General features: G+C 71.8%; 20 protein-coding genes. 14 read left to right on the forward strand and 6 right to left on the reverse strand.

Annotated features, from left to right (window positions below; genetic code table 11):
- Window positions 1-19: 19 nt before the first annotated feature.
- On the reverse strand, window positions 20-1009 hold the full coding sequence (gene coaA / locus ACIBI4_RS08430) for a type I pantothenate kinase (RefSeq protein ID WP_399202862.1): 990 nt from the start codon (window positions 1007-1009) through the stop codon (window positions 20-22).
- A gap of 88 nt (window positions 1010-1097) precedes the next feature.
- Complete coding sequence (locus ACIBI4_RS08435) at window positions 1098-1352, reverse strand: hypothetical protein (protein ID WP_399202863.1); 255 nt, start codon at window positions 1350-1352, stop codon at window positions 1098-1100.
- 171 nt (window positions 1353-1523) lie between these two features.
- Between ACIBI4_RS08435 and ACIBI4_RS08440 the strand changes: the two genes are divergently transcribed.
- The 6 genes from ACIBI4_RS08440 (at window position 1524) to ACIBI4_RS08465 (ending at window position 6658) form a co-directional block, all read left to right on the forward strand.
- Window positions 1524-1892 carry a holo-ACP synthase gene (locus tag ACIBI4_RS08440; RefSeq protein ID WP_399202864.1) on the forward strand — a complete coding sequence of 123 codons (369 nt, stop codon included), beginning with the start codon at window positions 1524-1526 and terminating at the stop codon, window positions 1890-1892.
- A gap of 8 nt (window positions 1893-1900) precedes the next feature.
- The gene (locus ACIBI4_RS08445) at window positions 1901-3331 is read left to right on the forward strand and encodes an NAD(P)H-hydrate dehydratase (RefSeq protein ID WP_399202865.1); all 1431 of its coding nucleotides are present in this window, start codon (window positions 1901-1903) and stop codon (window positions 3329-3331) included.
- A 105-nt stretch (window positions 3332-3436) separates the two neighbouring features.
- A complete protein-coding gene (alr, locus tag ACIBI4_RS08450; RefSeq protein ID WP_399202866.1) occupies window positions 3437-4582 on the forward strand; it encodes an alanine racemase in 1146 nt (381 codons plus the stop codon).
- A 74-nt stretch (window positions 4583-4656) separates the two neighbouring features.
- On the forward strand, window positions 4657-5877 hold the full coding sequence (locus tag ACIBI4_RS08455; RefSeq protein ID WP_399202867.1) for an alpha/beta fold hydrolase: 1221 nt from the start codon (window positions 4657-4659) through the stop codon (window positions 5875-5877).
- Window positions 5849-6355 (forward strand): tRNA (adenosine(37)-N6)-threonylcarbamoyltransferase complex ATPase subunit type 1 TsaE, encoded by a 507-nt coding sequence (gene tsaE / locus ACIBI4_RS08460; protein ID WP_399202868.1) that lies wholly within the window; start codon window positions 5849-5851, stop codon window positions 6353-6355. The genes ACIBI4_RS08455 and tsaE overlap by 29 nt, the downstream gene beginning before the upstream one ends.
- Window positions 6356-6478: 123 nt before the next feature.
- Window positions 6479-6658: a hypothetical protein gene (locus ACIBI4_RS08465; protein WP_399202869.1), complete on the forward strand. Its 180-nt coding sequence runs from the start codon at window positions 6479-6481 to the stop codon at window positions 6656-6658.
- Window positions 6659-6734: 76 nt separating this feature from the next.
- Here the strand turns inward: ACIBI4_RS08465 and ACIBI4_RS08470 are convergent, their stop codons facing one another.
- Complete coding sequence (locus ACIBI4_RS08470; RefSeq protein WP_399202870.1) at window positions 6735-7283, reverse strand: hypothetical protein; 549 nt, start codon at window positions 7281-7283, stop codon at window positions 6735-6737.
- 138 nt (window positions 7284-7421) lie between these two features.
- Here ACIBI4_RS08470 and tsaB point away from each other — a divergent pair, with 138 nt between their 5' ends.
- From tsaB to ACIBI4_RS08490, 4 genes are all read left to right on the forward strand, one after another.
- Complete coding sequence (tsaB, locus tag ACIBI4_RS08475; protein ID WP_399202871.1) at window positions 7422-8084, forward strand: tRNA (adenosine(37)-N6)-threonylcarbamoyltransferase complex dimerization subunit type 1 TsaB; 663 nt, start codon at window positions 7422-7424, stop codon at window positions 8082-8084.
- 17 nt (window positions 8085-8101) lie between these two features.
- Window positions 8102-8608, forward strand: coding sequence for a ribosomal protein S18-alanine N-acetyltransferase (rimI, locus tag ACIBI4_RS08480; RefSeq protein WP_399203228.1), 507 nt, complete (start codon window positions 8102-8104; stop codon window positions 8606-8608).
- Window positions 8601-9722 carry a tRNA (adenosine(37)-N6)-threonylcarbamoyltransferase complex transferase subunit TsaD gene (gene tsaD, locus ACIBI4_RS08485; RefSeq protein WP_399202872.1) on the forward strand — a complete coding sequence of 374 codons (1122 nt, stop codon included), beginning with the start codon at window positions 8601-8603 and terminating at the stop codon, window positions 9720-9722. Before rimI ends, tsaD begins: the two co-directional genes overlap by 8 nt.
- A gap of 98 nt (window positions 9723-9820) precedes the next feature.
- Window positions 9821-10174, forward strand: coding sequence for a YciI family protein (locus tag ACIBI4_RS08490; protein WP_399202873.1), 354 nt, complete (start codon window positions 9821-9823; stop codon window positions 10172-10174).
- On the opposite strand, the gene ACIBI4_RS08495 is transcribed toward ACIBI4_RS08490, so the two are convergent.
- The gene (locus ACIBI4_RS08495) at window positions 10171-11370 is read right to left on the reverse strand and encodes a methyltransferase domain-containing protein (protein ID WP_399202874.1); all 1200 of its coding nucleotides are present in this window, start codon (window positions 11368-11370) and stop codon (window positions 10171-10173) included. The two genes, ACIBI4_RS08490 and ACIBI4_RS08495, sit on opposite strands and share 4 nt — an antisense overlap.
- A 111-nt stretch (window positions 11371-11481) precedes the next feature.
- Between ACIBI4_RS08495 and ACIBI4_RS08500 the strand changes: the two genes are divergently transcribed.
- From ACIBI4_RS08500 to groL, 4 genes are all read left to right on the forward strand, one after another.
- A complete protein-coding gene (locus tag ACIBI4_RS08500; protein WP_399202875.1) occupies window positions 11482-12375 on the forward strand; it encodes a polysaccharide deacetylase family protein in 894 nt (297 codons plus the stop codon).
- On the forward strand, window positions 12372-13205 hold the full coding sequence (locus ACIBI4_RS08505; protein ID WP_399202876.1) for a polysaccharide deacetylase family protein: 834 nt from the start codon (window positions 12372-12374) through the stop codon (window positions 13203-13205). Before ACIBI4_RS08500 ends, ACIBI4_RS08505 begins: the two co-directional genes overlap by 4 nt.
- Before the next feature lie 260 nt (window positions 13206-13465).
- A complete protein-coding gene (gene groES, locus ACIBI4_RS08510; protein ID WP_016434667.1) occupies window positions 13466-13774 on the forward strand; it encodes a co-chaperone GroES in 309 nt (102 codons plus the stop codon).
- 97 nt (window positions 13775-13871) lie between these two features.
- Window positions 13872-15500: a chaperonin GroEL gene (groL, locus tag ACIBI4_RS08515; RefSeq protein WP_399202877.1), complete on the forward strand. Its 1629-nt coding sequence runs from the start codon at window positions 13872-13874 to the stop codon at window positions 15498-15500.
- Window positions 15501-15561: 61 nt separating this feature from the next.
- On the opposite strand, the gene ACIBI4_RS08520 is transcribed toward groL, so the two are convergent.
- Together ACIBI4_RS08520 and ACIBI4_RS08525 are read right to left on the reverse strand one after the other, a co-directional pair.
- Window positions 15562-16335 carry an SDR family NAD(P)-dependent oxidoreductase gene (locus ACIBI4_RS08520; protein WP_399202878.1) on the reverse strand — a complete coding sequence of 258 codons (774 nt, stop codon included), beginning with the start codon at window positions 16333-16335 and terminating at the stop codon, window positions 15562-15564.
- A gap of 9 nt (window positions 16336-16344) precedes the next feature.
- Window positions 16345-17901: a multicopper oxidase family protein gene (locus tag ACIBI4_RS08525; RefSeq protein WP_399202879.1), complete on the reverse strand. Its 1557-nt coding sequence runs from the start codon at window positions 17899-17901 to the stop codon at window positions 16345-16347.
- Between the last annotated feature and the right edge of the window lie 54 nt (window positions 17902-17955).

Here is a 17955-nt window from a genome sequence, read left to right on the forward strand (position 1 = left end):
GGGGCCTCCCCGGCGCCGATCAGAGCTTGCGCAGCCGGAGCCGCTGCACCTTGTGGTCAGGCCCCTTGCGCAGGACGAGCGTCGCGCGGGCGCGCGTCGGGGCCACGTTCTGCGTGAGGTTCGGCAGGTTGATGGTCTGCCACATCCGGCGCGCGTACGCCATCGCCTCGTCCTCCGGGACCAGGGTGTGGCGGTGGAAGTACGAGTCGGGGTTCTGGAAGGCCGTCTCGCGGAGCTTGCGGAAACGGCTGAGGTACCAGCGCTCGATGTCGTCGGGCTTGGCGTCCACGTACACGCTGAAGTCGAAGTAGTCCGCGAGGCCGACGCGGGTGCGGCCGTCCTTGCCGGGCAGCGCGGGCTGCAGGACGTTGAGGCCCTCGACGATCAGGATGTCGGGGCGGCGCACGGTGAGGCGTTCGCCGGGGACGATGTCGTACTTCAGGTGCGAGTAGACGGGTGCGGTCACCTCGTCCTTGCCCGCCTTGATGTCCGCGACGAAGCGGGTGAGCGCGCGGCGGTCGTACGACTCGGGGAAGCCCTTGCGCGACAGCAGACCGCGGGCCTCCATCTCCTTCATCGGCCACAGGAAGCCGTCGGTGGTGACGAGTTCGACCCGCGGGTGCTCGGGCCAGCGGGCGAGCAGCGCCTGCAGGAGGCGCGCGACCGTGGACTTGCCGACGGCGACGGAGCCCGCGACCCCTATGACGAAGGGCGTCCCGGTCTGCGTCCCGTGCCCGTCGCCCGCGTCGCCGAGGAAGGTGTTGAGGGCGCCGCGCAGGGTGTCGGTGGCGCCCACGTACAGATTGAGGAGACGGGACAGCGGCAGATAGACGTCGCGTACCTCGTCGAGGTCGATGACGTCGCCGAGCCCGCGCAGCCGCTCGACCTCCGCGGCCGTCAGCGGCAGCGGGGTCTTCTCGCGCAGCGCGCTCCACTCCGGCCTGGTGAGGTCCACGTACGGGGTGGGTTCGGTGCGGCGATGGGTGCCCGGCAACGACGACGTGATCACACGGTCATTGTTGCGGCTTCATGAACGGTGTGTGGCGTGGCGTGTGTCACGTGGGTGCACCCGGACAGGCCCCAGGAGTTCCGGCTGCTCAGCCGCCGCCCGCGATACGGTCCCGTGCCTCGCGCACCAGGCTGAGGTACTCGACCTCTTCGCAGCGCGGCTTGCTGCCCATCTCGTACAGGTCGAGCGCGTCGTCGAGGTCCTCGCCCAGGTCCTCGTCGGGCAGCTCCAGGGCGAGTTCGCTGCGGACCAGGCCGGCGTACTCGCTGTCGGCGAGAGCGGCGGCCATGGCGGTGGCGGCGGATCTTCTGCGGACGAAAACACGTTTGTGGATCAGCACCATGCCCCCCAGCACAGATCCGGGGGCCGCGGCTCGGGCTCCGGTTCCGGGGAACGTAGTCCCTGGACGGGCCCCGGTCCAGACCTGTGCGCACCCAACCTCCGGCGTGGATGTGCGTGTGCCGCGCGGCCCGTAGGCTGCGGCCATGCGCGCAGCACAGCCGGGACGGGCCGGATGATCATCGGGGTCGGGATCGACGTGGCCGAGGTCGAGCGCTTCCGTGCCTCCCTGGAGCGCACGCCGTCGCTGGCCCAGCGGCTGTTCCTGGAGAGCGAGTTGTATCTGCCGAGCGGCGAGCGGCGCGGCTTCGCCTCCCTCGCCGCGCGCTTCGCGGCCAAGGAGGCCCTCGCGAAGGCGCTCGGTGCGCCCGCGGGCCTGCACTGGACCGACGCCGAGGTGTACGTCGAGGACAGCGGGCAGCCGCGGCTGCGCGTCACCGGCACGGTGGAGCGGCGGGCGCGGGAGCTCGGGGTGCGCGGCTGGCATGTGTCCTTGAGCCACGACGCGGGCATCGCGTCCGCCGTGGTCATCGCGGAGGGATGAGGCAACAGGTGCGTACCGCTCACCGTGTCGAGACCGTGCGCGCCGCCGAGCGCGCGCTGATGGCCGAACTGCCCGAGGGCGCCCTGATGCAACGGGCCGCGGCGGGACTCGCGGCCGCCTGCGCCGATCTGCTCGGCCGGGTCTACGGCTCCCGGGTCGTGCTGCTCGTGGGCAGCGGGGACAACGGGGGCGACGCGCTGTACGCGGGGGCGCGGCTCGCGCGGCGCGGCGCCGGGGTCACCGCGGTGCTGCTCGCGCCGTCGCGTACGCATCCGGGCGGGCTCGCCGCGCTGCGTGCGGCGGGCGCGCGGACCGTCGCGGTGCAGGAGGCCGGACCGGTGATCGCGCGGGCCGACCTCGTCATGGACGGGATCGTGGGCATCGGCGGCAAGGGCGGACTGCGGCCCGAGGCGGCCTCCCTCGCCGCTCTCGTACGGGAGTCGCGCGCGGTGGTCGTCGCCGTGGACCTGCCGAGCGGGGTCGAGGCGGACACGGGCGAGGTCCTCGGGGACGCGGTGCGGGCCGATGCGACGGTGACCTTCGGGACGTACAAGCCGGGCCTCCTGATCGACCCGGCGCGGTCGTACGCGGGGGCGGTGCGGCTTGTCGACATCGGGCTCCCGCTGCTGCCGGCCGCGGAGACCGAAGCGCTGCAGTACGCGGACGTGGCGGCGCGGCTGCCCTCGCCGGGGGCGCTGAGCGACAAGTACCGGCGGGGTGTGGTCGGGGTCGCGGCCGGATCCGCGACGTACCCGGGGGCCGCGGTGCTCGCCGTCGCCGGGGCGCTGCGGGGCGGGGCCGGGGCGGTCCGCTACGTCGGGCACGCGAGGGACGCGGTCCTCGCCCGCTTCCCCGAGACGCTGGTGCACGCGGGGCCGCCGTCCGCCGCGGGCCGGGTGCAGGCGTGGGTCGTCGGGCCCGGCATCGGGGACGACGCGGCGACCGTGGCCGACGTCCTCGCGCAGGACGTGCCGGTCCTCCTCGACGCGGACGGCCTGCGGCTCGCGGACCGCGCCCTGCTGCGGGCCCGCACGGCACCGACCGTGCTGACCCCGCACGCGGGGGAGGCCGCGGCGCTCCTCGGTGTCCCGCGCGCGACGGTCGAGGCGGAACGCCTCACCTCGGTACGTGAACTGGCGGCGTCGTGCGCGGCGACGGTCCTCCTCAAGGGCTCGACGACCCTCGTCGCGCCCGCGTCGGGCGGGCCCGTCCGGGTCAACCCGACAGGTACCTCCTGGCTGGCCACGGCCGGCAGCGGCGATGTCCTGGCCGGGCTCACGGGGGCCCTGCTCGCCTCGGGCCTCTCCGCCCTGGACGCGGCGTCGACGGGGGCGTACCTCCACGGGCTCGCGGGGCGGGCCGCGGCGTGCGGGGGGCCGGTGACGGCTTCGGAGGTGGCGGAAGCGCTGGCGGCGGTTTGGCGGGACGTGTGCGGGTGAGGGTGGGGGGCGGGCGCGGGTGAGGGTGGGTTGCCATGCGCGGGTCCGTAGCGCCTGCGGCGGGCTGAAAGGCGGGGCTGATTGGCTCTGAGACACTGGGGCGCGATGACTGAGACAGCTGGGCGCGTCCGCGCCGAGATCGATCTGGGCGCCCTGCGGGCCAATGTGCGGGCGCTGCGGGCCCGTGCGCCCCGCTCCGCGTTCATGGCCGTGGTGAAGGCGGACGCGTACGGGCACGGGATGGTGCCCTGCGCGCGGGCGGCCCTGCAGGCCGGTGCGACCTGGCTGGGCACCGCGACGCCCGAGGAGGCGCTCGCGTTGCGGGCCGCCGGGATCGGCGTCGACGACGCCCGTGTCATGTGCTGGCTGTGGACGCCGGGCGGCCCCTGGCGCGCGGCGATCGAGGCGGAGATCGACCTCGGGATCAGCGGCATGTGGGCCCTGCGCGAGCTGACCGCCGCGGCTCGCGCCGCCGGACGGACGGCCCGGGTGCAGCTGAAGATCGACACCGGGCTCGGGCGCAACGGCTGCATGCCCGCCGACTGGCCCGAGCTGGTCGAGGCCGCGCTGAAGGCGGAGGCCGAGGGCACGGTCAAGGTCACCGGCATCTGGTCGCACTACGCGTGCGCGGACGAGCCGGGTCACCCGTCGATCGCCCTGCAGTCCGCCGAGTTCGCCGACGCCGTGCGCCACGCCGAGCAGGCCGGGCTCACCCCCGAGGTCCGGCACATCGCCAATTCCCCGGGCACTCTGACCCTGCCCGCCTCGCACTACGACCTCGTCCGTCCCGGCATCGCGATGTACGGCCTCTCGCCGAGCCCCGAGCTCGGCACCCCCGCCGACTTCGGGCTGCGCCCCGTGATGACGCTCACGGCGCGGCTCGCGCTGGTCAAGCGCGTGCCGGCCGGTCTCGGCGTCAGTTACGGCCACCACTACGTCACGCCCGGGCCCACCACGCTCGGCCTCGTCCCCGTCGGCTACGGCGACGGCCTGCCCCGGCACGCCTCCGGAACCGGCCCGGTCCTGGTCGCGGGCAAGGTGCGCAGCGCCGCCGGGCGGATCGCCATGGACCAGTTCGTGGTCGATCTGACGGGCGACGAGCCCGCCGTCGGCAGCGAGGCCGTGCTGTTCGGACCGGGTGAGCGGGGCGAGCCGACCGCCGAGGACTGGGCGCGCGCGGCGGGCACCATCGGATACGAGATCGTCACCCGCATCGGAACACGCGTTCCCCGCGTCTATGTGAATGAGTGACGGTCGACAGGACGCCGCACCCATGACAGGTGCCTGACCCCGTACCCGTACAAGAGCCAAGGCAGGAGCGGCACGTGAGTGACACAGGCACCCAGATCGCCCGGGCCGCCGACGCGGCGGCGGGCGGCGGCTGGCGCAAGGCCGGGATCGCCGGCGCCGCGATAGGCGTGATCGCCGCGGGCGCCGCCGCCGGTGTCGCGGTCGAGCGGCTCACCGTCGGGCGCGGCATGCGCAAGAAGGCCCGGCTCGCGCTCGACTCGGCCGGACCCTACGGCTCGCTGCGCGGCCTGCCCGGCAAGGCGCTCGCCGAGGACGGCACCGCGCTCTACTACGAGATCGACGAGGTCGAGCCGGACAGCGCGAAAGGCCGCCGCGGCCGCCGCCTCTTCGGCCGCAAGGCGCCCGCGCCCGTCACCGTGGTCTTCTCGCACGGGTACTGCCTCAGCCAGGACTCCTGGCACTTCCAGCGCGCGGCCCTGCGCGGCGTCGTGCGCACCGTCTACTGGGACCAGCGCAGCCACGGCCGCTCCGAGCGCGGCAAGGCGCAGGCCGAGCACGAGGAACCGGTCACCATCGACCAGCTCGGCCGCGATCTCAAGGCCGTCATCGACGCGGCCGCGCCCGAGGGCCCGCTGGTCCTGGTCGGCCACTCCATGGGCGGCATGACCGTGATGGCCTTCGCCGACCAGTTCCCCGAGCTGGTCCGCGAGCGCGTCGTGGGTGTCGCGTTCGTCGGTACGTCGTCGGGGCGGCTCGGCGAGGTCAACTACGGGCTGCCGGTCGCGGGCATGAACGCCGTACGCCGCGTCCTGCCCGGCGTACTCAAGGCGCTCGGCTCGCGCGTCGAGCTGGTCGAGCGGGCCCGTGGCGCCACGGCCGACCTGTTCGCGGGCATCATCAAGCGCTACTCGTTCGCGTCCCGCGAGGTGGACCCGGCGGTCGCGCGCTTCGCCGAACGGCTCATCGAGTCGACGCCCATCGACGTCGTCGCGGAGTTCTATCCCGCCTTCGGCGAGCACGACAAGACCGCGGCGCTGCGGCACTTCGCGGAGCTGCCGGTCCTGGTGCTGGCGGGCGACAAGGACCTCGTCACACCCAGCGAGCACAGCGAGGCCATCGCCGACGAGCTGCCGGACGCCGAGCTGGTGATCGTGCCGGAGGCCGGGCATCTGGTGATGCTGGAGCACCCGGAGCTGGTCATGGACCGCCTGGCCGACCTCCTGGCGCGTGCGGGTGTGTCCGCCCCGGCCGCTAACGTGGTCGTTCATGGAAGCAGTGCACAACCCGGCACCTAGTGTCCGATTCACCGTCAACTCGCCCGCGGAGATGGGGGAGTTGGGGCTGCGGCTCGCCAAGATCCTGCGCGCGGGCGACCTCGTCATGCTCAACGGCGAGCTGGGCGCCGGCAAGACGACCCTGACCCGCGGCCTCGGCGAGGGCCTCGGGGTGCGCGGTGCCGTCACCTCGCCGACCTTCGTCATCGCCCGCGTCCACCCCTCGCTCGGCGACGGACCGCCGCTGGTCCACGTGGACGCGTACCGGCTCGGCGGCGGGCTCGACGAGATGGAGGACCTCGACCTCGACGTCTCGCTGCCCGAGTCCGTGATCGTCGTGGAGTGGGGCGAGGGCAAGGTCGAGGAGCTCACCGACGACCGGCTGCACGTGGTGATCCACCGCGAGGAGGGCGACGCCGCGTCCGACGTACGGACCGTGACCCTCACCGGCCTCGGCGCGCGCTGGACGGGCGTGGACCTGGCGGCACTCGCGGCCTGACGTGCGGCGGACCTGTTCCGACAGGGTGTCGGCAAGCTGTTGCGCCGGCCGCCGTCGGCATGGTCACATGGAGGCAGAGACCTGGTTAGGGAAACCTAACCCCAGCCCGCTCGGGAGGCCCCCATGTCCGCCGAGGACCGTGCGACACCCCGGCCCCAGCCGACCCAGCCGACGATGAGCGCCCTGCTCGCGTCCTGCGCCGCGGCCGCGGCGGTCTCCACGCCGCCGTGGCATCCCCGGCGCGCACGGTCCGCGCAGGCCCCCGCGCAACGAGAAGCGGCGCCGCACCGCGACGCCGCCTGAACCTCTCGTACCGCAGCCGCCCGCCGGACGGCCCGCCTGTCGCAGCCGCCCGCCGGGCGCCGCGTACCGCTGCCGTCTACTCGACGACGACCACTGCCGTGCCGACCGTCGCGAACTCCCACATCGCGCGCCCGTCGGCCCGCGACTCGCGGATGCCGCCGGTCTTCTTCGACGTGTCGGGGGCGGGCGTCGAGCCGTCCTGGGCGGCGCTGAACCCGATCGTCACGCCGTCGTTCGACGCGAAGCGCACGACGTGCTCGATCGGCACCCCGTCCGAGCCGGTGATCGAACCGGAGCGCGTCGACACCGCGTACTCGCCGGGCAGCGGATCGACGGTGCTCGGCGTGACCTTGAAGGTGCGCTCGACCTTGTTGCCCGCGCCGACCAGCCAGACGCGGTCGGACCCCAGCTCGTAGACGACCCGCTCGCCCTGTCCGGACATCGCCGGCAGCTGCCCGGGCTTCGTCTTGCCGCCGGGCTTCTTCGACGCGCCGGCCGAGGCGGACGCCTTGGGCTTGCCGACGGTGTCGGGCGCGGAGCCCGAGGCCTGGAAGGCGAGGAAGCCGACGACCGCGAGGGCGGCCGCGGTGAGCCCGGCCACGTATCCGGCGCTGCTGCGTGCCACCGAGCTACCTCCACACCCTTCGTACATACGACTGATCGCCGACTGGTACGTCGTACGCGTCCAGTGAGCGACGGTAGCAGTCAGGCTCGCCCTGCCTGGGGCGCCGTGCCCCCACCCCTCACGCCGTAGGCTGTTCGCGTGCTCTTGCTCGCTCTGGATACCGCCACGCCCGCCGTCACCGCCGCCCTGCACGACGGCCGCACCGTCCTCGCCGAGTCCTCCTCGGTCGACGCGCGCCGCCACGGTGAGCTGCTGCTCCCGGCCGTCGACCGGGTGCTCGCCGACGCGGGCGTCAAACTCGACGCCGTCACGCACATCGTGGTCGGCACGGGCCCGGGTCCGTACACCGGACTGCGCGTCGGTCTGATGACGGCCATGACCTTCGGCTCGGCCCTCGGCCTGCCCGTGCACGGCCTGTGCACGCTCGACGCGCTCGCCTACGCCTCGGGCCGCGACGGCTCGGCCGGTGACTTCGTGGTGGCGACCGACGCCCGCCGCAAGGAGGTCTACTGGGCGCGCTACAGCGACCTGCGTACGAGGCTGAGCGAGCCGGCCGTCGACCGTCCCGCCGACATCGCCGAGCAGGTCGCGGGGCTGCCCGCGGTCGGAGCGGGCGCGTTCCTGTACCCCGGGACCTTCCCGGACGCGTACGCCCCCGAGCACGTCAGCGCCGGCGCCCTCGCCTCCCTCGCGGCCGAGAAGCTCGCCGCCGGCGAGGAGCTGACCGAGCCGCGGCCGCTCTACCTGCGCCGCCCGGACGCGCAGGTCCCCAAGAACTACAAGGTGGTCACCCCCAAGTGACCCCCGTACTGCGCGAGATGCGCTGGTGGGACATCGAACCAGTCCTGGAGCTCGAGAAGGAGCTGTTCCCCGACGACGCCTGGTCGCGGGGCATGTTCTGGTCCGAGCTCGCGCACGCCCGCGGCCCCGGTGCCTCCCGCCGCTATGTGGCCGCCGTCGAGGACGGGCGGATCGTCGGCTACGCCGGGCTCGCCGCCGTCGGCGGACTCGGCGACATCCAGACCATCGCGGTGGCGCGCGGGCAGTGGGGCACCGGCCTCGGCTCGCGGCTGCTCACCGATCTGCTGAAGCACGCCACCGCGTTCGAGTGCACCGAGGTGCTGCTCGAAGTGCGCGTCGACAACAGCCGCGCGCAGAAGCTCTACGGGCGCTTCGGCTTCGAGCCCATCGGCTTCCGTCGCGGCTACTACCAGCCGGGCAACGTCGACGCGCTCGTGATGCGCCTGACCGACCCCGCGTCCGCGCACCCCGCCGCCTCCGACTCCTCCGTCACCCCCGTACAAGGAACCGAGACCCATGGCTGACGAACCGCTCGTACTCGGCATCGAGACAAGCTGCGACGAGACCGGCGTCGGCATCGTGCGCGGCACCACCCTGCTCGCCGACGCTGTCGCCTCCAGCGTCGACGAGCACGCGCGCTTCGGCGGTGTCGTGCCCGAGGTCGCCTCGCGCGCGCACCTGGAGGCGATGGTCCCGACGATCGAGCGCGCCCTGAAGGAGGCCGGGGTCTCGGCCCGCGACCTCGACGGCATCTCCGTGACCGCGGGCCCCGGGCTCGCGGGCGCGCTGCTCGTCGGCGTCTCGGCCGCGAAGGCGTACGCGTACGCGTTGGGCAAGCCGCTGTACGGGGTCAACCACCTCGCCTCGCACATCTGCGTCGACCAGCTGGAGCACGGGCCGCTGCCCGAGCCGACGATGGCGCTCCTGGTGTCCGGCGGCCACTCCTCGCTGCTCCTGTCGTCCGACATCACCTCGGACGTACGGCCGCTGGGCGCGACCATCGACGACGCGGCCGGCGAGGCCTTCGACAAGATCGCCCGCGTGCTCAACCTCGGCTTCCCCGGCGGCCCGGTCATCGACCGGTACGCGAAGGAGGGCGACCCGAACGCGATCTCGTTCCCGCGCGGCCTGACCGGTCCGCGCGACCCCGCGTACGACTTCTCCTTCTCCGGCCTCAAGACGGCCGTCGCGCGCTGGATCGAGGCCAAGCGCAATGCGGGCGAGGACGTGCCCGTGCGCGATGTGTCGGCGTCGTTCCAGGAGGCCGTCGTCGACGTCCTGACCCGCAAGGCCGTACGGGCCTGCAAGGACGAGGGCGTCGAGCACCTGATGATCGGCGGCGGCGTGGCCGCCAACTCCCGGCTGCGCGCCCTGGCCCAGGAGCGCTGCGAGAAGGCCGGCATCCAGCTGCGCGTGCCGCGCCCCAAGCTGTGCACGGACAACGGGGCGATGGTCGCGGCCCTCGGCGCCGAGATGGTGGCCCGCAACCGGGCCGCCTCGGACTGGGACCTGTCCGCGGACTCCTCCCTGCCGGTCACGGACCCGCATGTGCCGGGGCGTGCGCACGCCCACACGCACACGCACGACCACGATCACGTGCACGAGGTGGCGAAGGACAACCTGTACGAACGTTCCTGAAGTTTTTTCTCCGTACGTGTCGATCCGCGTCGTCCCCGTTCGACACAAGGGTGTGAGGCGGGGAGAACAGCCCCCGCCACGGAAACCGAGGAGTCACCATGCCGCGCTACATGTCGCTGATCCGTATCGACGAGAACAACAACCCCGGCGGTCCGAGCGACGAGCTCATGGAGCGCATGGGCAAGCTCATGGAGGAGATGACCAAGGCGGGCGTCCTCCTGGACACCTCCGGTCTGCACCCGACCTCCGAGGGCAAGCGCGTGCTCTACAGCGGCGGTGAACTGTCCGTCACCGACGGCCCGTTCACCGAGACCAAGGAGGTCATCGGCGGGTACGCGGTCTTCCAGACCAAGGACGAGGCCGAGGCCCTGGAGTGGACCAAGCGCTTCCTCAAGATCCACGAGGAGCAGTGGACGATCACCTGCGAGCTGCGCGAGATCGTCGAGGGTTAGGCCGAGGGCTGAGCGGAGTGCGCGGCGGGGTGGCCGACGAGCATCGTCGGCGCCCCCGCCACCTTCGTGAGGAACACGGTGGCGGAGTTGCGGCCCTGCAGCTTCATCTTCCTGCGCAGCTCCTCCGGCTCGACACCGGAGCCGCGCTTCTTGACGGTCAGGATCCCGACCTCGCGCTCGCGCAGCAGCGCCTTCAGCTTCTTCACGTTGAACGGGAGCCGGTCGGTGATCTCGTACGCAGTGGCGTACGGCGTCGCGTGCAGCGCGTCGGACGTGACGTAGGCGATCATCGGGTCGATCAGACCGCCGCCCACCTCCTTGGCCACCTCGGCGACGAGGTGCGCGCGGATCACGGCGCCGTCCGGCTCGTACAGGAAGCGCCCCACCGGCCGGGGTTCCGGGTCCGGCAGCATCGTGGCGCGGGCGGAGTGCATGGACGCCCCGGCCGGCAGCAGTGTCGCGCCGAAGGTCCCGGGCCGCGTCCCGAACCACAGCACGGCCTCCTTCACGTCCCCCGAGTCCGAGATCCACTCCGCGTACGCGTCGTCGGGAACGGCCTCGTGCGGCACCCCCGGCGCGATCTTCAGCGCGGCGAGCGGCGCCTTGCGGGCGGCCTCCACGGCCCACGACAGGGGCGGTGAGTACGCCTCGGGGTCGAAGATCCGGCCGCGTCCGCCGCGCCGTGCGGGATCGACGAACACGGCGTCGTACGAGGACGTGTCGATCTCACTGACATCCGCCTCGCGTACCTCGATCAGCTCCGCGAGCCCCAGCGCCTGCGCGTTCGCGCGCGCGACCTCGCAGGTCAGCGGGTCGCGGTCGACGGCGAGCACCGCGATGCCCTCGCGGGCGAGCGCGAGCGCGTCGCCGCCGATGCCGCAGCACAGGTCGGCGAGCGAGCGCACGCCGAGCGCCTTGAACCGCCGGGCGCGGTACGCCGCCACGGTCGTCCTGGTCGCCTGCTCCACCCCGTTGGGCGTGAAGTACATCAGCGCCGCGTCCGCCCCGAACTTGGCCGCCGCGCGCTGACGGAACCGGGCCTGCCCGAGCGCGGCGGAGACCAGCTCGGGCGCGTGGTCGCGGCGCAGGCGGGTGGCGAGGGCGAGCTCGTCGGCGGAGTCGTGGTCGCGCAGTGCGTCGAGCAGGGCGCGGCCCTCGTCGGTGAGCAGGGCGCGAAACGTGGCGAGGTCGTTCACCGGGCCATTGTCGGCCACGGCCCCGATGTGTCGGCCACTCGGAGGATCGTGCGGGCCGCGGCGGCGCTGTCGCCCGGGGTGGGCGGTCCCGCGCTGACAGGATCCGGCTCCATGCAACTAGTACGACAAAACGACAAAAAGCGGGTGCGACTCGTCCTGTCCGGGGTGGCCCTCATGGCCGCCACCGCCGTCGTCGCGACCGCCTGCTCCACCGGCGGCTCCGGCAAGCCCGTACAGCCCGCACCCGGTCAGCAGGCCGCGGACCTCGCCAAGCAGCGGGCCGCCGCGCACGCCGCCAAGGTCAAGGCCGTCAAGCGCTGGCGCCTCGCAAAGATGCCGCTCAGCGCGCCCGAACCGCCCGCGAAGAAGACGAAGCCCACCACCCGCAAGGGCTTCGAGGTCTCGGGCCAGAAGAACCTGCCGCAGGTCTTCACCACGATCCCGACCAAGGACAAGGTCGTCTTCCTGACGATCGACGACGGGGCCGAGAAGGATCCGCAGTTCCTCAGGATGATGAGCGAGCTCAAGATCCCGTACACGGCCTTCCTCAGTGACTACCTGGTCAAGGAGGACTACGGCTACTTCAAGAAGATGCAGGACCGCGGCGTCGTCCTGAACAACCACACGCTCAACCACCGCTACCTGCCGGGTCTCACGTACGCGCAGCAGAAGCGCGAGATCTGCGGCATGCAGGACGTGATCGAGAAGCGGTACGGGAAGCGGCCCGAGCTCTTCCGGCCGCCGTACGGCAACTACAACAAGGACACCCTCAAGGCCGCCAAGTCCTGCGGGATCAAGGCCGTGCCGCTGTGGAACGCCGAGGTGTTCGCCAAGCGGATGGACTACCGCGAGTGGGACCGCGACATCCACCCCGGCGACATCATCCTCACGCACTTCCGCGGCAAGGAGGACTGGAAGGGCTCGATGCCCGACATGATCCGCAAGTTCATGAAGCTCGTCACCGACAAGGGATACGCGGTGGCCCGCCTGGAGGACTACCTGTGAGGGCCGCGCACCGGCTGCTCGCCGGACTGCTGGCAGCCGGTGCGCTCGCTCTGACCAGCACGGGACTGACCGGCTGCGCCCAGTCCGTCGACCCGATCGAAAGGCTCGGCCGCAAGGCCGCCGAGAAGGTCGAGGAGCGCCGTGTCAGCCTGGCCACCGCCCGCCGCTGGGGCCTGGACGAGCCACTCGCCCCCGCACCGAAACCGCCGCCGCGGCACCTGGCGAAGGCGGCAGGCCCCGGCCTTCCGCCCGTCGTCGACCGCGTGCCGACGAAGGACAAGGTCGTCTTCCTGACCTTCGATGACGGCGCCGAGCGCGATCCGCGCTTCGTGCGCATGGTCCGCGAACTGCGCCTGCCCGTCTCCATGTTCCTCACCGACAGCGTCGCCGGACCCGGTTACGCCCACTTCGGCGAGCTGCGCGCGGTCGGCGCGACGGTCCAGAACCACACGCTCGACCACCCGTACCTCCCCGGACTGCCCTACGACGGCCAGCGCTGGGAGATCTGCGGCCAGCAGACCAAGCTCAAGGACCGCTTCGGCCAGCGCCCGCGCCTGTTCCGCCCGCCGTACGGCGAGTACAACGCGGACACCCTGCGGGCCGCGGCCGACTGCGGGATCTCGGCGGTGGTCCTGTGGCGCGCCTCGATGCAGATCGACGACCTGCGCTACACGGAAGGCGAACAGCTCCGTCCCGGCGACATCATCCTGGCCCACTTCCGCGGCCCCGACGAACTCCGCGGGGCGTCGCTGACGGAGATGACGACCCGGATACTGCGCCGGATCCAGGCACAGGGATTCACGGTGGGGCGTTTGGAGGACTACCTCTGACCACCGGCCCGGTTACCGGGGTCGGCCCGGTTACCGGGTTCGGCCCGGCCGCCGACGGATCACCCCAGAGCGAAACCGCCCCCCTGCATTGGCACTCCGCTTGACCGAGTGCTAATCGCGGTCATAGTCTCGGGCCTGGCACTCCCCACTGGAGAGTGCCAACACTGCGACGGGCAGGTCCGGCACCCGCGACGACGGATCCACCTGGTCGCCACCCCAGACAGTTCATCCCCGAGATCTCCGAAGGGGGAGGTCGGATCGTGACGACCGCCAGCTCCAAGGTTGCCATCAAGCCGCTCGAGGACCGCATTGTGGTCCAGCCGCTCGACGCCGAGCAGACCACGGCCTCTGGCCTGGTCATCCCGGACACCGCGAAGGAGAAGCCCCAGGAGGGCGTCGTCCTCGCCGTGGGCCCGGGCCGCTTCGAGAACGGCGAGCGTCTGCCGCTCGACGTCAAGACCGGCGACATCGTGCTGTACAGCAAGTACGGCGGCACCGAGGTGAAGTACAACGGCGAGGAGTACCTCGTCCTCTCGGCTCGCGACGTGCTCGCGATCGTCGAGAAGTAATTCACCGGACTTGCTTCCGTTCCGCGCCCCTGGCCCCCAGCGAAAAGCCGGGAAGGCCAGGGGCGCGGTTCATTTTTGAGAGGACTTGAAAAGCTCCATGGCGAAGATCCTGAAGTTCGACGAGGACGCCCGTCGCGCCCTTGAGCGCGGCGTCAACAAGCTTGCCGACACGGTCAAGGTGACGATCGGCCCCAAGGGCCGCAACGTCGTCATCGACAAGAAGTTCGGCGCCCCCACCATCACCAACGACGGTGTGACCATCGCCCGCGAGGTCGAGGTCGAGGACCCGTACGAGAACCTCGGTGCCCAGCTGGTGAAGGAGGTGGCGACCAAGACCAACGACATCGCGGGTGACGGTACGACCACCGCCACCGTGCTCGCCCAGGCGCTCGTGCGCGAGGGCCTGCGCAACGTCGCCGCCGGCGCCTCCCCGGCCCTCCTCAAGAAGGGCATCGACGCCGCCGTCAAGGCCGTCTCCGACGACCTTCTCGCCACCGCGCGTCCGATCGAGGAGAAGTCCGACATCGCCGCCGTGGCCGCGCTGTCCGCCCAGGACAAGCAGATCGGCGAGCTCATCGCCGAGGCCATGGACAAGGTCGGCAAGGACGGTGTCATCACCGTCGAGGAGTCCAACACCTTCGGTCTGGAGCTCGACTTCACCGAGGGCATGGCCTTCGACAAGGGCTACCTGTCCCCGTACTTCGTCACCGACCAGGAGCGTATGGAGGCCGTCCTCGACGACCCGTACATCCTGATCAACCAGGGCAAGATCTCCTCGATCCAGGACATGCTCCCGCTCCTGGAGAAGGTCATCCAGGCCGGCGGCTCGCGTCCGCTCCTGATCATCGCCGAGGACGTCGAGGGCGAGGCCCTCTCCACCCTGGTCGTGAACAAGATCCGCGGCACGTTCAACGCCGTGGCCGTCAAGGCCCCCGGCTTCGGCGACCGCCGCAAGGCGATGCTGCAGGACATGGCGGTCCTCACGGGCGCCACCGTCATCGCCGAAGAGGTCGGCCTCAAGCTCGACCAGGCCGGTCTCGACGTGCTCGGCTCCGCCCGCCGCGTCACCATCTCCAAGGACGACACCACCATCGTCGACGGTGCCGGCGACTCCTCCGAGGTCCAGGGCCGTGTCGCCCAGATCAAGGCCGAGATCGACGCCACCGACTCCGACTGGGACCGCGAGAAGCTCCAGGAGCGCCTCGCGAAGCTGGCCGGCGGTGTCTGCGTGATCCGCGTCGGTGCGGCCACCGAGGTGGAGCTCAAGGAGAAGAAGCACCGTCTGGAGGACGCCATCTCCGCGACCCGCGCCGCGGTCGAGGAGGGCATCGTCTCCGGTGGTGGCTCCGCGCTCGTCCACGCCGTGAAGGTCCTGGACGGCAACCTGGGCAAGGAGGGTGACGAGGCCACCGGCGTCTCCGTCGTCCGCCGCGCCGCCGTCGAGCCGCTGCGCTGGATCGCCGAGAACGCCGGCCTCGAGGGCTACGTCATCACCTCGAAGGTCGCCGAGCTCGACAAGGGCGAGGGCTTCAACGCCGCGACCGGCGAGTACGGCGACCTGGTCAAGGCCGGCGTCATCGACCCGGTCAAGGTCACCCGCTCCGCCCTGGAGAACGCCGCCTCCATCGCCTCCCTGCTGCTCACGACCGAGACCCTGGTCGTCGAGAAGCCGGCGGAGGAGGAGCCCGAGGCCGGTCACGGCCACGGGCACGGTCACTCCCACTGACGCTTGCGCGTAAGCGAGGCCCGGCTCCCGTTTCGGGGGCCGGGCCTTCGCGTCGAGTGGGCTACTGCGGCCCGTACTTCCGCCCCGTCCGCGAAGTGATCCCACCCAGCATCCCGCGAGGCACGAGCTTCGCCGCCCCCAGCAGCGTCTTGTAGCGGGCGTCCGGGATGGAGACCGTGCGGCCGCGGGACAGGTCGGCGAGGGCCGAGGCCACCACCTTGTCGGCGTCGAGCCACATCCACGACGGGATGTTGCCAGTGCCCATGCCGGCCCGCTCGTGGAACTCCGTGCGGACGAAGCCGGGGCACAGGGCCATCAGCCGGACGCCCGAGCCCGTGAGGTCCTTCGCCGCGCCCTGCGTGAACTGGACGACCCAGGCCTTCGAGGCGCCGTACGTGCCCCGCGGCAGGAAGGCCGCGACGGACGCCACGTTCACCACGCCGCCGCGCCCCCGCTCCCGCATCCCCGGCACCGCCGCCGACGTCAGCCGGAGCACCGCCTCGCAGTGCACCTTGAGCATGGTGAGCTCGTCCGCCATGGAGACTTCGAGATAGCGGCCCTTGTTGCCGAAGCCCGCGTTGTTCACGAGCAGGTCCACCGGATTGCGCGCGTCGGCGAGACGCTTCTCGACGGTCTCGATGCCGCCTTCCGTCGACAGGTCGGCGGTCAGGACCTCGGCCTCGATGCCATGCCGGTCGTGCAGTTCCGTCGCCTGCTCCCGGAGCCGTGCGGTGTCCCGGGCCACCAGGACCAGGTTGTGCCCGTCCGCGGCGAGGCGCCGCGCGAAGGCGGCGCCGATGCCGGCGGTCGCGCCGGTGATGAGAGCCGTAGTCATGGCGTAAGGCTAATGACTGTGGCCGCCCTCGTGCGCCGCGGGCTTCCCGGCCCGCTGTCCCTTCTCGACGACCACGAACTGCCCCATCATCCCGCCGTCTTCATGCGCGAGGAGATGGCAGTGGTACATGTACGGGGTGTCGGGGTCGGCGGGCCCGTCGAAGCGCATCGCCAGCTTCACCGTCGTACCGCCCGGCACGAACACCGTGTCCTTGGCGCCGCGCAGTTCTGGCGGCGGCTCCCTGCCGTCCACCTTCAGGACCCTGAACTGCACGTCGTGCACATGGAAGTTGTGCGGCACCCCGTCCTCGTTGCGCACGGTCCACGTCTCCGTGTCCCCGCGCGTGACGACCTCGTCGACCCGCCCCATGTCCATCGGCCGCCCGTTGATCCCCGACATCCGCAGGCCGAAGAACCGCTCGCGCACCGAGTCCTTGCCCTCGGGCACCTCCAACTCGGCGAGCCGTGACGGAAGTTCGGGGGAGTCGCGCAGCTGCTGATCGGCCCGCAGCTCCAGGACGTCGAAGGAGTCGTCGCCCCCGCCGAACCGCTTCTGCCAGGCATCCCCGTAGTTGTCCTGCGGATGGCTGCGCAGGACGGTCTTCTCGCCCGGCTCCATGCGTACGACGATCTCGGCGCGCTCACCCGGCGACAGCTGCAGCCGCTCCTTGCGCACGGGCGCTTCGAGCAGCCCGCCGTCCGTGCCGATCAGCGAGAACGCGCGCTCGTCGGAGAAGCCGAAGGAGTAGACGCGGGCCGTCGAGGCGTTCAGGAGGCGCAGCCGTACGAGCTCGTCGCCGACCTCCTGGTACGGGTTCAGGGTGCCGTTGACCATCGTCCGGTCGCCCAGGAAGCCGGTGTTCTGCATCATCCCGTGCCCGTGGTCTAACTTCGCCCCGTCGAACTTGACGTCCTGCACGATGACGGGCACGTCGTCGACCCCGTAGTCGTCGGGCAGCGGCAGCTTCCCGGCCTCGGCGTCGTCGAGCAGGAACATGCCCGCGAGCCCGCGCTGCACATGCTTCTCCGTGGCCCCGTGCGGGTGCGGGTGGTACCAGAGCGTCGAGGCGGGCTGGTCGACCGTCCACCGCGGCGACCAGGTCTTCCCCGGGTCGACCATCTGGTGCGGGCCGCCGTCCATCGCGGCCGGCAGATGCATCCCGTGCCAGTGCACGGTGGACGCCTCGTCCAGGCCGTTGGAGATCCGCACCTTGACCTTCTCGCCGCGCTCGGCGCGCAGAGTCGGTCCGAGATAGCTCCCGTTGAAGCCCCAAGTGGGCGTCTTCCGCCCGGACTCGAACTCTGTCTCGCCCGCCTGCATCCGCAGGTCGAAGACGCGCGTGCCGTCCTTCGCGACGGTGGACTCCGCGAGCGGCGGTATCGCCAGGCGGTTCTCGAAGGGCTCCTTGCCGACCGTGTTCACATCGGCGCTCGTCCACAGCCACGCGAGCCCGCCGCCGAGCGCGGCGAGCACCACGCCGAGCACCACCCCGCCCGTGATGAGCACGCGCCTCAGCCTGCCGCGGCGCCGTCCGCCGCCCGTCGTCCCGTCACCCGTCTTCGTCATACGTCAACGGTCGCGGCGGCGGACGCGCCCTCCCATCGGGCAAGGCCCTGAACC

This window comes from Streptomyces sp. NPDC050418 (assembly GCF_044458745.1).
Classification (GTDB): domain Bacteria; phylum Actinomycetota; class Actinomycetes; order Streptomycetales; family Streptomycetaceae; genus Streptomyces.